Source organism: Flavobacterium bizetiae, from assembly GCF_024271895.1.
In the GTDB taxonomy this organism is placed as follows: domain Bacteria; phylum Bacteroidota; class Bacteroidia; order Flavobacteriales; family Flavobacteriaceae; genus Flavobacterium; species Flavobacterium bizetiae.
Genome location: NZ_CP091861.1, coordinates 4,029,989 through 4,044,281, shown reverse-complemented (window position 1 = coordinate 4,044,281; position 14,293 = coordinate 4,029,989). Strand labels below are relative to the sequence as shown.

General features: G+C 32.8%; 13 protein-coding genes. 3 read left to right on the top strand and 10 right to left on the bottom strand.

From position 1 onward, the window contains the following. Positions 1-62: 62 nt before the first annotated feature. The 3 genes from L0669_RS17215 to L0669_RS17205 all read left to right on the top strand — a co-directional run bounded on the left by L0669_RS17215 (position 63) and on the right by L0669_RS17205 (position 2,146). Positions 63-905 carry a DUF2911 domain-containing protein gene (locus L0669_RS17215; RefSeq protein WP_173973113.1) on the top strand — a complete coding sequence of 281 codons (843 nt, stop codon included), beginning with the start codon at positions 63-65 and terminating at the stop codon, positions 903-905. 303 nt (positions 906-1,208) lie between these two features. Next, entirely contained in the window at positions 1,209-1,733 is a 525-nt protein-coding gene (locus L0669_RS17210) for a TetR/AcrR family transcriptional regulator (RefSeq protein WP_263759016.1), read from the top strand. Positions 1,734-1,735: 2 nt separating this feature from the next. Then, complete coding sequence (locus L0669_RS17205) at positions 1,736-2,146, top strand: nuclear transport factor 2 family protein (protein ID WP_263759014.1); 411 nt, start codon at positions 1,736-1,738, stop codon at positions 2,144-2,146. 9 nt (positions 2,147-2,155) lie between these two features. Here the strand turns inward: L0669_RS17205 and L0669_RS17200 are convergent, their stop codons facing one another. The 10 genes from L0669_RS17200 to L0669_RS17155 form a co-directional block, all read right to left on the bottom strand. Beyond that, positions 2,156-2,785 (bottom strand): MCP four helix bundle domain-containing protein, encoded by a 630-nt coding sequence (locus L0669_RS17200; RefSeq protein ID WP_263759013.1) that lies wholly within the window; start codon positions 2,783-2,785, stop codon positions 2,156-2,158. 78 nt (positions 2,786-2,863) lie between these two features. Beyond that, positions 2,864-3,472: a hypothetical protein gene (locus L0669_RS17195; protein ID WP_263759012.1), complete on the bottom strand. Its 609-nt coding sequence runs from the start codon at positions 3,470-3,472 to the stop codon at positions 2,864-2,866. Between the two features lie 80 nt (positions 3,473-3,552). Continuing rightward, entirely contained in the window at positions 3,553-4,029 is a 477-nt protein-coding gene (locus L0669_RS17190; RefSeq protein ID WP_263759011.1) for a hypothetical protein, read from the bottom strand. 3 nt (positions 4,030-4,032) lie between these two features. Next, positions 4,033-4,347, bottom strand: a complete 315-nt coding sequence (locus L0669_RS17185; RefSeq protein ID WP_263759010.1) for a hypothetical protein — start codon at positions 4,345-4,347, stop codon at positions 4,033-4,035. Between the two features lie 82 nt (positions 4,348-4,429). Next, on the bottom strand, positions 4,430-5,221 hold the full coding sequence (locus tag L0669_RS17180) for a hypothetical protein (protein ID WP_263759009.1): 792 nt from the start codon (positions 5,219-5,221) through the stop codon (positions 4,430-4,432). 17 nt (positions 5,222-5,238) lie between these two features. Next, entirely contained in the window at positions 5,239-6,975 is a 1,737-nt protein-coding gene (locus tag L0669_RS17175; protein ID WP_173973105.1) for a sodium:solute symporter family protein, read from the bottom strand. Positions 6,976-7,097: 122 nt separating this feature from the next. Continuing rightward, positions 7,098-9,629 (bottom strand): PIG-L family deacetylase, encoded by a 2,532-nt coding sequence (locus L0669_RS17170; RefSeq protein ID WP_263759007.1) that lies wholly within the window; start codon positions 9,627-9,629, stop codon positions 7,098-7,100. A gap of 205 nt (positions 9,630-9,834) precedes the next feature. Beyond that, positions 9,835-11,466, bottom strand: a complete 1,632-nt coding sequence (locus L0669_RS17165) for an LVIVD repeat-containing protein (protein ID WP_263759005.1) — start codon at positions 11,464-11,466, stop codon at positions 9,835-9,837. A 213-nt stretch (positions 11,467-11,679) separates the two neighbouring features. Beyond that, positions 11,680-12,219: a hypothetical protein gene (locus tag L0669_RS17160; protein ID WP_263759004.1), complete on the bottom strand. Its 540-nt coding sequence runs from the start codon at positions 12,217-12,219 to the stop codon at positions 11,680-11,682. 198 nt (positions 12,220-12,417) lie between these two features. After that, entirely contained in the window at positions 12,418-14,211 is a 1,794-nt protein-coding gene (locus L0669_RS17155; RefSeq protein ID WP_341849974.1) for a hypothetical protein, read from the bottom strand. Positions 14,212-14,293 lie beyond the last annotated feature (82 nt).

Sequence of the window (14,293 nt, the reverse complement as noted above, 5' to 3'; positions counted from 1 at the left end):
AATTTAACATTTGTTCGGTAATTGAATTTGTAAATTTGAACGAAACAAAATAAACTCAAAAAATGAAAAAAGTACTTATTGCATTAGCCATAATTCTGGCTCCTTTTGCTACAGAGGCGCAGATAAAAACACCACAAGCGAGTCCTAAAGGATATATCAAACAAACAGTTGGATTAACTGATGTTGAAGTTACATATTCAAGGCCAGGTGCAAGGGGTAGAGCGGTTTTCGGAAATTTAGTTCCGTTTGGTAAATTATGGAGAACCGGCGCTAACGAAAATACAATCATTAATTTTGGTGATGATGTAGTAATCGATGGTAAAACATTGAAAAAAGGAAAATATGCAATTTATACTATTCCTAAAATCGAAAGCTGGGAAGTTATTTTTTACCTTTCTACAGACAACTGGGGATTGCCGGAAAACTGGAACGATGCTTATGTTGCTTTAAGAACTACTGTAAAAGAAGATGCTTTACCAACTCCGTTAGAGACTTTTACAATCGGAATAAATGGATTAGATCCAAATTTTGGATATTTAGATATGGCTTGGGAAAACTCTCACGTAGCTTTAAAATTCGAAGTACCAACAGCTAAAATTGCTACAGCAAGTATAGAGAAAACTCTAAACGGACCATCTGCAAATGATTATTTTGCTGCTGCTACTTACTTGTTTCAATCAAACGGAAACATCGAAACAGCAAGAACTTATGTAGATAAATCTTTAGATTTAAGTACTGAGAAACCATATTTCATTTTAAGATTAAAAGCACAAATCCAGGCAAAACAAGGAGATAAAAAAGGAGCGGTTGAAACTGCAAAAGCATCACTTGCTGCCGCTGAAGCTGCTAACAATCAGGATTACGTAAAATTAAATAAAGACAGTATCGCAGAGTGGAGCAGATAATAATTCTTTGAATTATTAAATTCCAATCCCGACGAACTTCGAGATAAAATTCCAAATTCCAATATTCAATTGGGATTTGGAATTTTTTTTGATTTTTTGTGTTATTTATGTCATCTCGACGAAGGAGAGATCACACAAGAAATTCCGTTACTAAATGGAGCAATCTTTGCCGAGTTTCTATTGTGATCTCTCCTTCGTCGAGATGACAAGATTGTGTAGAAAAATAAATATTAAGCAATATAGACAGACTTGTCTGTTTGTGTTAAAATATTATTTACATTTGTATCTGTAAATCATGATCAAATGTTACCAAAAGAACGAATTTTAGATACCGTTTCAGTCCTGTTTCACAAACAAGGCTATAACGCAACAGGCGTCAACCAGATTATCGAAGAAGCCAAAGTCGCCAAAGCGAGTTTTTATCAGCACTTTAAATCAAAAGAAGATTTGTGTGTGGCATTTCTTAATGAGCGACATACTTTTTGGTTCAATGCATTAGAAAACTTCACTTTAACCGAAAAAGATACAAAAGCAAAAGTTTTAGCCTCTTTTGATTTTTTAATAGAAATGAATCAAAAGGAAGATTTTCGGGGATGTAGTTTTCTAAATATTCTTTCAGAAATTCCTTCAGATAACACAAAGATTCTTAGCGTAATTCAAAGTCATAAAACAGATTTACGTCAGTATTTCAAAGCCATTCTACCTGATAATCTTATAGCAGATCATGTTTATTTACTTTTCGAAAGTTGCATTATCGAAAGTCAGTTATTCAAATCTAATGATCTGATCGAGCAATCGAAAAAAATCATTCAAACCTTAATTTCATAAAAATGGAACAAAAATTACCGTTGCCACCTTTCACATACGAAACGGCATTAGAAAAGATTCAGTTGGCCGAAGACGCCTGGAACAGTCAGGATCCGGAAAGAGTTTCAAAAGCGTATACCATTGACAGCGAATGGAGAAACAGGGATCAGTTCGTAAACGGGAGGGAAGAAATAGTACATTTTCTAAGTCAAAAATGGCAAAAAGAGAAAAACTATAAACTTAAAAAAGAATATTGGGCACATACCGAAAACAGAATAGCCGTTCGATTCGAGTACGAATATCAAAAACTAAATGGAGATTGGTTTAGAGCCTACGGAAACGAAAATTGGGAATTTGATGCAAATGGTCTAATGCAAAAAAGATTTGCCAGTATAAACGATCTTGCGATTAAAGAAGAAGACAGAAAGTTCTAATAAAATCAATTAATTCATACTTGGCGGCTCGGGAATTTTAATACTTCTCTTTATTTTCTTTACAATTAGCAAATAAAAAGTAATTCCGCCCAGAATGATAAGCAATGCAATTTGCAATTGCCCAAGACTATTATTTTTGCTGTACATGGCGTTAGCGCTTGCCAGTTTCGCCTTTCCTTCCTGAATCTGAATCTGAGATAATGATTCTAAAGTCAGTAAGGCATCATGGCTCAGACTGGCAATTTTGCTCCAGTTTTTGCTTGCTACCTGTTTGTTTATTTCTTTGCATGAAATCAAAAACGCATCAAAATACTGTTTTTCTTTATTGGTTAAAACCGTTTTAGCGTACAAATCATCAATATTATGAATAACATCAAGCGTATGAATAATTTCGTCTTTTTTGATGTTATCGCTTAAATCGAGTTTTTCAGCCTCAGCTTTTATAAAATGAAGTTCTTTAGAATACTGAAAAATATAATGTGCCACAACCAGTCGGTCATTAAAAATCTCATTGATATTTTTATTTACGTTTTTCGAATTCTGAAGCGTATTAAAGTTACCCAACAGAATGATTAGCATCACAATAAGTAAAATAAAAGCAGCTTTCGTTTTATTGCTGTATTTTTTTAAATCTTTCATAATGATGCGTTTTAAATTGATTTGTAAGACTGTTTATTAAATGGAATGTATTGCTTAATTTTTGATAGGAACTTTGTTTTATTTTGCAAGTATTCCAACTTTTAAACCCTTCTTTATATTTTTTATTGAACCAATGGGCGCAATTTGTATGCTTTTATCTCCTTTCTCAACATAAAAATAATAAATGCTATTGGTGCTAATAAGGTAAATTTGCTCAGATTCACCACTATTGTAATTTAAAGTATAATTATAATCTATTTTGTTTTCCCTGATACGATGTATAGTAGAGTAGCCACCAGCAACTCCTGTTCCAATAAAAAAGGATAATAAAATAACAGCAAACATTTTGAAAGAGGCAAAAATGTAATAATTTTTCATCTCGTCTTCAGATAGTTTTTCTGCAGATTTTACTTCGAAAATTTTTTGAAGTGTTCTATTATTACGGTATTTCAGGAAGATTTTTGGCAAATTATAATGAAAGACAAAAAGTAATATTATAAATAACAGCGTTATCGGATTTGAAGTAAACTCAGCAATTGGACTAAGTAAAATGTCCATGATCGTTGAATATTTCAGAATATTTATTCCTAATTGATAGTAAAAGATGCTCTCTTTAAGTATTCCTAATATTACAAGATAAATGTAACCTAGGGGAAGTAGTTTTTGTATTTCCTCTGAATATTTCATTAAATGGTTTGTTTTTGGCAAAGACTAAAATAGTACTTTTTTATTACAAATATTCAATAGATGAGTTACAAAAAATATTATTATTTATTTTGAAAAATTAATGTTCTTGTTTGCTTGTTTACAATTTCAGCCCCTTCACTTAGAAATGCCGGATTTGTACATTCACCATAGCTGATATAAACGATGTGATCGTCATCATCCAGGTTTTCATTTCTCCTTTCGGCTTCGAGAGAACTTTCCATTCCCATAATCAATATAACAGGATTTCCTTCGCGATAAAGTTGTGTCGTGATCCCTATTAATCGGTCTTTGCCAATTTGTTGCGCTTCTTTATCCTCCAATCCCAAAAGCATCATACAATATAATAATGAACACGGCTTCGAATCTTTCCATTTAGGATTTTGTTCTATAATTTCAGCTCCTTGATTTAAGTTCTCATAACATTTTGTGTAAAGTTGTGCCGAAATCGAATGATCTTCAATTTCCATACTCTCATCTGTATTTTGGCTTTTTGCCTGAAAGCTTAAGATTAAAAAGAGATAAAAAATTTTCTTCATCTTTTATTTATTTTGATTTCTTTTTCGAATAAAAAAAATCATCAAGGTGAAAATTAGAGCCGCTAGAAAAACGTAAAATCTAAGGTTAGTGCTTGTTGTTCCGCCTTCATTATCCCAAGGAGCGCCTAACGTAATGGTAGTAAGAATCGCTTCAACAAAACCAATAAATATTCTGCCGAATATTCCACTTATTCCTTCTCCGCAATCTTTACAGCTAGAAAACCCATATATAAATCCCGTTACAGGAAAAGAAAGCAAGACTCCAATAATAGCCGAAGTAAATAAAATTTTTCTATCTGTTGTTGTCTTTTTTTCCAAGAGTTTAATTTTGTTTTTATACTGTTTAAATCTACTATTGATTTCAAATGTTTATTTTATCATTAGCATTTTTGTGATGCAATTAAGTTTCTTTTTTATCCAGTATTTTAGAAGTTATAGATTCATTCAACAGTAACTCAATTTGTTCTTGTATTTCAGGATATTGATTTGTTTTTCTTAGAGCTATTATTATGGGTTCTATTTCATTGTGATAAACTTCTTTAGTTAAATTATCACACTTTGAGTCTCCATATCTTAAATATTGAAACACATTGCTTAATCTGCTTTTATTTTTTGATACTAAAGCTTCCTTAATTGCGGAAATTCTATTCCAATTATACTGATTTTCTCTCCACCATTTTTCTGCTTTTTTCGACAGTATCTTTCTCAGTAGTTCTTTTTTTCGTGTAGATGTGATGTTCTTCCAATCTAACTCATATATCCCTTTTTCGGTATAATTTTCATAATCATTTTTTATCAGATGATTCATTAAAGTTGCATTATCAACTTCTAAATTTTGATAACCAAAATCTTGAAATGTTATATCTTCAAGTAACCAACCCGAACGCACAGCTATCCAATCAATATCATAAGGTATATAATATCCGTGGCCATAAAAAACAGTTGTCCCGGGATAAATTAGATCAAAAGTATTAGTCAGTTTTACAAAATTGTCATCTTTTAAAAGATTAATTAACTCAGGAATAGTGATTTTTTGGTATTCCTCAAGTTTTTGTTTCGCAGGATATACATTTGCGTAAAATGATTCCTTTTTAAATTCCGTAAATAAACTATCAATTTTAACTTTAGTTAAATTTTGAGCATTAGAATATGAATATATAAATACTAAAAATAGAACTATTTGAGTTTTCATTTTCGTTATTTAATTAATTACTCCAAAACCACGTTATCAGTTTCTTTTTCTCCTCTAAAGAAAGCAATTTGTATAAATAATGCCAATATTATGGTTAAAATAGCACCAATAAAATTCAGCCATAAATAACCTAATTTTTCCTGACCGCTTGGATGTATTGCAATCGTAAAATAGAAAATGATAAATATGGTAATCTGGCTAATGATCGCACTAATAAACATTGCTTTTGCTTTTACATAGCGCAAGTAAAATCCAACCAAAAAGATTCCCAAAACGGTTCCGTAGAAAATAGAACCAATAATGTTAACCAACTGAATTAAATTTTCAAACAAAGTCCCTACACAAGCAAAAAGAATCGCAACAACTCCCCAGAATAAGGTGAAAAATTTAGTCGCATTTAGATAATGCTTTTCGGATTTTACGGTTTTTAAATTTCGTTTATAAATGTCAATTGCTGTTGTAGAAGCTAAGGCATTCAATCCCGAAGCTGTAGATGACATTGCTGCCGAAAGAATTACAGCCAATAACAAACCAATAAGTCCTTTAGGTAAATAATTTAAGATAAAATGAAAAAACACATAATCCTTATCATTGGTTTCGCTATTACTATCTGCCCTTAAAATTATTTCTTTGGCACGGTCGCGAAGATCTTTTTCCTTGTTAGAAAGAGTAACTAATTCTTTTCGTAGAATTGGATTATCAAAATCCTGATTCAACTGATCGATGTATAATAAATTAATTACTTTTTTATCTTCTGAAAGCGTACTTAATTTTTTCTCTAAAGCATGATATTCCTCTTTATAAGCCGATTTTTCAATAACAATTTTATTATTCGGATTAAAATTCAACGGAACAGGATTGAATTGAAAAAATACAAAAACCATAACTCCCGTCAACAGAATAAAAAATTGCATTGGCACTTTTAAAAGTCCATTCATGATTAAACCCATTTGGCTTTCGCGAACAGATTTTCCGGATAAATAACGTCCAACCTGAGATTGGTCAGTTCCAAAATAGGCGAGGGCAAGGAAAAAACCTCCTGTAATTCCGCTCCAGAAAGTGTATTTTTCTTCAGGATTAAAAGAAAAATCTACAATATTCATTTTATCATTAGCGCCCGCAATATGCAATGCACTTGTAAATGTCATATCGTTAGGAAGATAATGCAAAATCAGGAAAAAGGTAATAAACATTCCCGACATGATAACAAACATTTGTTGTTTCTGGGTTACGTTTACCGCTTTTGTTCCTCCTGAAAAAGTATAAATGATAACAAGAACTCCAATAATAATATTCATTAAAGTCAAGTTCCAGCCCAAAAGTGCCGACAAAATAATGGCAGGCGCATATATCGTAAGTCCTGTTCCTAAACCTCTTTGCACCAAAAATAAGATAGCGGCTAATGAACGTGTTTTAAGATCAAATCGCTTCTCTAAAAATTCATAAGCTGTAAAGACTTTATTTTTATGATATAATGGTATAAAAGTCAAGCAAATAACAATCATAGCGATTGGCAATCCAAAATAGAATTGCACAAATCCCATTCCGTCATGATAAGCTTGTCCGGGAGTCGATAAAAAAGTAATGGCACTGGCTTGCGTTGCCATAACAGACAATCCCACGGTGTACCAAGGGGTTTCGTTGTTTCCTAAAATAAAATCCTCGACGTTTTTACTTCCTCTGGTTTTCCAGGAACCGTACCCAACAATAAATAAAAGAGTAACAATAAGTACGATCCAATCAAATAGTTGCATAGGTTATGAGTATAATTGCATGATTAAGAAAAAAATCACAATGTAAATAGCATTGGCCACCAAAACATAGGTGTAGCTCTTTTTCCATTTCTTCGTTTTTTTAGCTTCCATATTTTGAATGTTTAGTTTTTTATTTCCGGTTTAGGAGCTTCTACTGGCTGCTTTAATGAAATCATGTTCGATAACAATCTGTAAGCACCGGCAACACCTTCTGGTAATTCTCTAAAAAAGCTTAAACCGGTGTAAATATAGTATCCTTTTCCGTAAGGAGCCACTAATAAAGCTCCGGTTTTAGGCGATTCGCCTTTGTCATGAGACGATATAATAGGAGTGAAGGCAGCATCGTACTGATCCGGATAATACAAACCTTGTTCTTGTGTCCAGCCCTCAAAATCTTTTGAACTGATCTTGTTTGGCGTATTTAAAATAGGATGATTTGGTGCCAGGAAAGTAACTTTTGCATTTTCTTCGGTCACACGATCGTTTGATATTTTTAGCGGGTAAGGTGCAATCTGATCGGTTACAGTTTTACCATAAGTATTGTATTGTACGATCATGTTTTTGCCGCTTTTTACAAAATTAAAAAGTATATTTTGTTTGTTGGCCAAAGCATTTACAGTGTTATAAGCGCGAACACCTGTAATCACAACGTTAAAAGAATCCAATTTTTCTGGTGTAATTTCTTCAGGTTTAATGATTGTTACTTTATAACCCATTTGCACCAAACTTTCAGGAACTTCGTCGCCTGCGCCCATAATATAAGCAATGGCATCACCATTTGTTTTTAAGTCAATTCGAATGCATTTTGATTCAGCTGGTTTTAATACCATTTGCTTGGTGATATGGCTGTAATCAATAATAGTCAAATCTTTATCAAAACGTTTATTATCCACAATTGCAATGCTTTTCGCAACGGCTTCTTCCGGATTTACAGGCGGAGTAACCTCAAAATAAAAAATCTGTTCGTTTCCTTTTCTATCTAAACTAAAAGCAATTTCTTTTGGAGAAACATTCCAGCTTTTAGGCAACTCTAGTTGTAGTTTTCCTTTGATATTATCTTTTCCTGCGCGTACTTTTACTGGAATCATTTTGCTTTTTACAGATCCAAAAATCAGTACTTTTTCTAATACGGAAGTCGTTACTTCAGGAACGATATCAAGAAAATTATACATTTCGCCTTTTACACCATCATTGTATTTGTAAACAACAGTACGCTCAAACGGAATTTCGACACCACGTATTTTAATATTAAAAACAACTTTTACCTGTCTGATAATATCCGGAATACCAATATTTTCTTGATTAGAAACGGTATACATTCCTACGGTAGCTTTTTCTTTTAACCAATACGGCTGAGTATATTCAATAGTATTAGGAAGCTGAATTTGTAAATTGAATTTTTGATCGTTATTATTTTTTAATGCTATATTCTGCACTGAATTTTTATTATCCGGCAATGAAGTTACGCTCATCAATTGCATATCAACAGGAGATCTGTTAATAGCCTCAAGACTTAATTTGATTGTGCTTCCCGGAGTTGCTTCCTGTTCAGTAGCGACAGCTTCAAGATATAATCCCGAGCAAGATGCAATAATATTTTTTATAGCTGCTGATTTTAAAGATTTCCAATGATCATCTTCCAGAGCTTCAATCATTGTATACGCTTTTACTAAATCAGGAATACTAGCTGATGGATTGCTAAAATCATATTTAGAGATAATTGTTGTAATTAAATCTCCAATTGGTTTTCCGTTTTTAACACGATTCCATGAAGTATCAATTCCATCAAATAAATCATCAAGATTTTTAGCTTCATCTCCTTTAATCAATTCCAGATATTCTGTTTCCTGACCACGTGCGCCAGTACTTCCAAAACCTTGAGATTGGTGTCGGCTTCGGCTTAAAGCTGCAATTTCCTGATTCGATTTCCCGATTCCGTTATAATAAACTCCTGTTTCCAGTTTGGTAAATTTTGATTTATTTGCTGCATCAAACTTTTCCTGGCTGCCGTAAAACCACCAGGACGGATTAAAATACAAACGTTTTACCTGCCAAGGCTTTACATATTTTAATTGTTCCGGATATATTTTTGGATCATTGGTAAGTTTAAAACTTTCTACACTCAACATTGCCGATGATGTGTGATGTCCGTGAGTAGTGCCCGGAGAACGATGATCAAAACGATTAATGATTACATCCGGCTGAAATTTTCTAATAGTCCAAACTACGTCTGCCAATACTTTATCCTTATCCCAAATTTCTAAAGTTTCGTCAGGATTTTTTGAGTAACCAAAATCATTCGCACGAGAGAAAAACTGTTCTCCACCGTCTATTTTTCTAGCTTCGATTAATTCCTGAGTTCTTATAACGCCCAATAATTCACGTAATTGAGGACCAATCAAATTCTGACCTCCATCGCCACGTGTTAAAGATAAATAACCGGTTCTGGCATTCATTTCATTGGCCATATACGAAATCAAACGGGTGTTTTCGTCGTCAGGATGGGCAGCCAAATACAAAACAGAACCTAAAAAGTTCAATTTTTTGATTTGGTTGTAAATTTCTACAGAACTTGGTTTTTGTGGTTGTTGTGCAAAAGAAATGGAAATCCCTGTTAAAAAAATAAGAAGAATTTGTATCTGGATTTTTCGCATAGCGTAGTTAAATGTTTGAAAGAGCTTCAAAAATACTAATTATATTTTTGAACAGTATTTAAATGAAATGTTAATGTTTGGTTATTGATTTCCTTTTTTAAGAAAACTGGTTCAAAAAAAAAGCTGTTAGATCAAATCTAACAGCTTTTAATAGAATTAATATAAAACCTTATATTAGTGTAATTCTGGAATAGTGCAGAAACAATTATTTTAGTTTGTTTTCTGTATCTTTATAAGTTCCGGTAATGGTTACATTACTATTTTTTGTTACTTTTCCGTAAATAGTGATAGACGAATCATTTCCTATAAAGTTAATTTTGGCTCCGCTATTTAATCTCAAATCACCCCAGATCACTACTGTACCTTCAATTTGCAATACAGCATTACTGTTGATGATTAGCTCTGTAGGGTTTTGTTGTTGGTATTTTCCTTGTGCCAAAGTTCCTCTCATATTAAAAGTTCCTCCGCTATTTAAAGTCAAACCATTTTGAATAGTGATTGAACCACAATGCGTTAATATCGCACCAGAATTGATCATAGCAGAACTAATTGCAGTAGAACCAGAGTATGATTTTACTTCGTTTGAATTTAAAATTAAATTCTGACCTTGGTTATAAGCACCATATCCTGTACAACCAGCAAAAACAGTACTTGGTTTTTCCATTTTGATGATTTTCAAACCACCTTTTCCGCTTGCTACATAAATAAAGTTACCACTTGATTTTACATAGTTTGATGAACCTAAAATATCTACTGTTCCTAATAAACCAAGTTGCGTACCAGTTTTATAAACGTTTAAACCTGCAGCACCATTAGCAACAAATGCATAACCATCGTTTACAGAAACTGCGTTTGTAACATTATCTTCACCAGATGTAGCCAATGCAAGAGTTTGTACTTTCGAACCGCTATTGATATCGTAAACTCCTAAGCCGTTATATCCTTCAGACACTAATAATTTAGTACCATCAAAGTCCATTGTTCTTTTTGCTCCGCTCACATCTGCAGAAGTTGTGAAGCTTTTTTGTAAAGTTAGAGTAGATTCGTTGTAAATATTTACACCTTTCGTACCACTTAAAGTAACAATTTTATCACCACTAATAGCTACAGAACGCAAATCATCAAGAGTTGCTTTGCCTGAAATTGCTTTTGTTGTGCTATTAATTTTAAACAAACTTCCTTTATCTCCGGTAGTAGCAAAGTAAGAAGTTGAATTTGCTGCAACATCTGTTGTAACTTTTCCTTCAAGATTTGTAATCGTATATTTATCAGTAAGCATTCCTGAACTCAATTGCATTGTAATTACAATAGAAGGATTGATGAATGCCGCATTTTTATCAATATCTGTTGCTGCTCCAATAATCAAATTTCCGTTTGAGTAAGTAAGCGATGTAATATCAGTATTGGCAATTAATGCCGATGTAATTAGTTTAGGTTTGTAAGGATCAGTAACATCTATAAGGTCAATTGCTCCTGAATAAGCATCTCCACGCATTGTATAGGCTACGTAAGCATAATTTCCGTTTACAGCCACATGACTTGCCTGTAACGTTTTTCCGCTACCATCTGTTGGAGGATTTACCTCTGCAATTTGTACCAATGGAAAATTATTTGTCGCTGATTCAGCACTTTTAGCGAATTTTCCGGTTGAAAGACCTGTAATAGAAAGTACTCCTGAATTAGTGTAATCCAATCTCTTACTTAAAGAAGTAATATCGTTATTGATTTCGATAGCATTGTCTTTTGCCTGATTATCAGTATTTGAATCATCATTGCTTGTACAAAATGTAAAAAGTGACATTGCTATAAATGAAAATAAATAAACTTTTTTATTCATGTTGTTTCTTTAATTTAATTTTTTGCAAATATAAGCCATAAAAACAATAAAATAAGGTATTACTTAAGAATTATTTAACTCAACTGTTTGTACGATAGTTCTTTATGTTAAATGCGCAATGAATTAATGAATTAGTCGTTAAATTATAAAGAAAAAAAAGAGAGTATCATTAATTTGATACTCTCTTATATTGAAAATTAACTATTTAGTAAATTATCTTCTTCCGTGACCGCCATGTCCGTGATCATCATCATCATGTCTATCACGTCTATCATGCTTATCATAATGTTTGTCGTGCTTGTCGTGGTTTCTGTTATCATAATGTCTGTAATCTCTACGATCATTACGACGCTCATTATAACCATAAACCTCTCTTGGTCTGTAAGGTCTTTGTGGAGCTCCGTGATATCCTTTATAATATTTTACTCTGTGACGATCAAAATAAGTATAAGGAGTTCTTCCGTGGTAATCTGTTAAAACTACTTTATATCCTCCGTATAAATCATAGTTTCTATATTGTCTTGGTAAGTAAGTTGTTCTAACCCATCTTCCTCCGCCAAAATAAATAAACTGAGAAGCTCTTACATCATAATACGCTTCGATGTCTGGTAAATAATAATATTCCATTTCGGCGTATCCCGCAGGTCCCCATGCAGGAGGAGATCCTATATTAACATTTATTGATACCTGAGCTTGTGTGGCGCTTGCAACCATCAGAAATAAACCTACGATTGCTATTTTTATTGTTTTCATTTTTTTTAGTTTTAATGTTAATGTTATTCCTGTTTAGGGATATTCATATACTGTGCCAAAAATGAAAACGAAATGCATTTGGTCGGATTAAATTATCGTTTTAACGAGTAATATTTAGTTAGTTATTTTGTAACGTTTTGATTTTTAAAACGTTTTCGTAAAAATATAATTTTGAAAAAAAATATCGGTAAATTTCAATTATCGGTATTCTACAGCTCTTGGTTTAGCAAGTTCAAAATTTTGCAAACCAAAATCAGTCGTTTCAAAAGTATTTGTTTTAAATACATTATCACCCTGAAATGGAATAGTAGGGTAGTAGGAAATCGAAAGCTGGAAGGAGCTAAATACCAAGTAGTCATTACTGATCAATAATCCCAGGGTAATTTTTTGATACGCTTTATTTCTTCCCATTGCATCATTAGGGCTTCCTAATACAGCAATTGAATAATTAAAAAACGGATTCATACGAAATCCCCAAAGTGAATGAGGAGAATAGGTTTGCGTCTGAAGTGACAAAACCATTTTATTCGTTCCGTATATCGCGCTATTGAATCCGGCTAAACCATTTTGTTCGTTGATATTCAGTTGATCTCCAATAATATCTTCACGGTTTGCGCCTATAACAAACTTAGGATTAACAAATTGTCGTAGTTTCCAATTACCAATTGTGTAAAGCTTTGTAAAATAATTGGTTTCCATCAAAAATGCCGTTTGATAGGTTTTTGATTGATGAAAGAAGGTACCTGCTTCAAAATTCATACTTAGAAATCCAAATTTGTAATAATTTCCAAATGAAAATTGTCCGCCAACATATGGCCTCCAAAAAGTATTTTTATATTGATACCCAAAGGTAACGCCATAAATCCTGCCTATAGGAACGTCTTCGACCTGCCCGTTTCTAAAGAGATAAGTTTCTTTTATAAATTTACGTCGGTTAAGTCCAATTCCGGTAAGGATAAACTTTTCATCCGAATAAAAATTGGTAGGATCATAGAGTGGGGAAGGGCTTTCTTTATAATTAATATTAAGAAATCGGGCCGAAGCAACCAAATTGGTTATTCCGTTTTCATCCTCAAATACTTTAGAAGCATGTCCTGCCCATAAATCCTGAAAGTTATTTTTAAAAGGCTGAAAGGCATACGAACTGTCTGGCGCCTGCAAGGAATCTCGTCTAAAAATCTGACCTACATAAACTCCACCGGCCCATTTGGTAAGAGGAGAATAAAAGAGTCGCTCTATATTGATACTTTTAGTATAATTATTGTCGAGATCCATGTTATAATGCAACGTTGTACCAATGTAAGTATTCTTGATATTAGGTACAGTATAAGTAACATCGTTACCATTACTGCCATCATCAAATCGATTGGTAAAACGATATTCAAGTTGTTGCCCAGTTCCAAAAAAGTCCTTTTCTTTTACTCCAAGTGAAACGCGGCTACTGGAAATAGAAAATTTAGGAATTGTACTCCATGAATCCAGAACACGAATGGTAACATCTACAGAATCTGAAGCTACGCCGGCAACTTTATTCGTCACTCTCACAGCAGAAACATACCTCTGAGAACGTATTAAACGCTCAGATTCCTGTACTTTATAAGTATCATAAGGTGTATTTCTTTTGAATAATAATAAGTTGTAAATTGCTATTTTTTTCGTTTTCAGATGCAATCTGTTTCCGGTTCTTTCTCCCCAATTCTTGGGCATTTGAGTAGTATCAGTAAGAGATTGTCCAAACGGATCTAAGGTTACAATATTGATTTTTCTAATGATTTTACCATTAAAATTGGTTGTATCATTTTGCACCAGAATAGGTTCCTTCTTCTTCGTTTTAGCAGACCTGAATAATAGTTTATGAAGTGTTTGCGTAAATTTATTTCTCTTAGAATAATTTTTAATTTTAGTATAAACCTCTGTAGTGTCTTTTTTTTCTTTGGCATCTTTCTTTGACTTATCAACCTGACCATAGGTACTTTGTAAACAAAAGCACAAGAGGAGAAAGATTATTATTTTAGAGTTTAGAGACATTAGATGATTATACGGGCTTAAAAGTTATTTTTTGATATGAATATAG

Bases quoted from the DNA above. Each gene is read 5' to 3' on its own strand.
- L0669_RS17215 (WP_173973113.1), top strand. From the start codon at position 63: ATGAAAAAAGTACTTATTGCATTAGCCATAATTCTGGCTCCTTTTGCT.
- L0669_RS17175 (WP_173973105.1), bottom strand. From the start codon at position 6,975: ATGCAACTATTTGATTGGATCGTACTTATTGTTACTCTTTTATTTATT.
- L0669_RS17190 (WP_263759011.1), bottom strand. From the start codon at position 4,029: ATGAAGAAAATTTTTTATCTCTTTTTAATCTTAAGCTTTCAGGCAAAA.
- L0669_RS17210 (WP_263759016.1), top strand. From the start codon at position 1,209: ATGTTACCAAAAGAACGAATTTTAGATACCGTTTCAGTCCTGTTTCAC.
- L0669_RS17200 (WP_263759013.1), bottom strand. From the start codon at position 2,785: ATGAAAGATTTAAAAAAATACAGCAATAAAACGAAAGCTGCTTTTATT.
- L0669_RS17180 (WP_263759009.1), bottom strand. From the start codon at position 5,221: ATGAAAACTCAAATAGTTCTATTTTTAGTATTTATATATTCATATTCT.
- L0669_RS17170 (WP_263759007.1), bottom strand. From the start codon at position 9,629: ATGCGAAAAATCCAGATACAAATTCTTCTTATTTTTTTAACAGGGATT.
- L0669_RS17165 (WP_263759005.1), bottom strand. From the start codon at position 11,466: ATGAATAAAAAAGTTTATTTATTTTCATTTATAGCAATGTCACTTTTT.
- L0669_RS17160 (WP_263759004.1), bottom strand. From the start codon at position 12,219: ATGAAAACAATAAAAATAGCAATCGTAGGTTTATTTCTGATGGTTGCA.
- L0669_RS17205 (WP_263759014.1), top strand. From the start codon at position 1,736: ATGGAACAAAAATTACCGTTGCCACCTTTCACATACGAAACGGCATTA.
- L0669_RS17195 (WP_263759012.1), bottom strand. From the start codon at position 3,472: ATGAAATATTCAGAGGAAATACAAAAACTACTTCCCCTAGGTTACATT.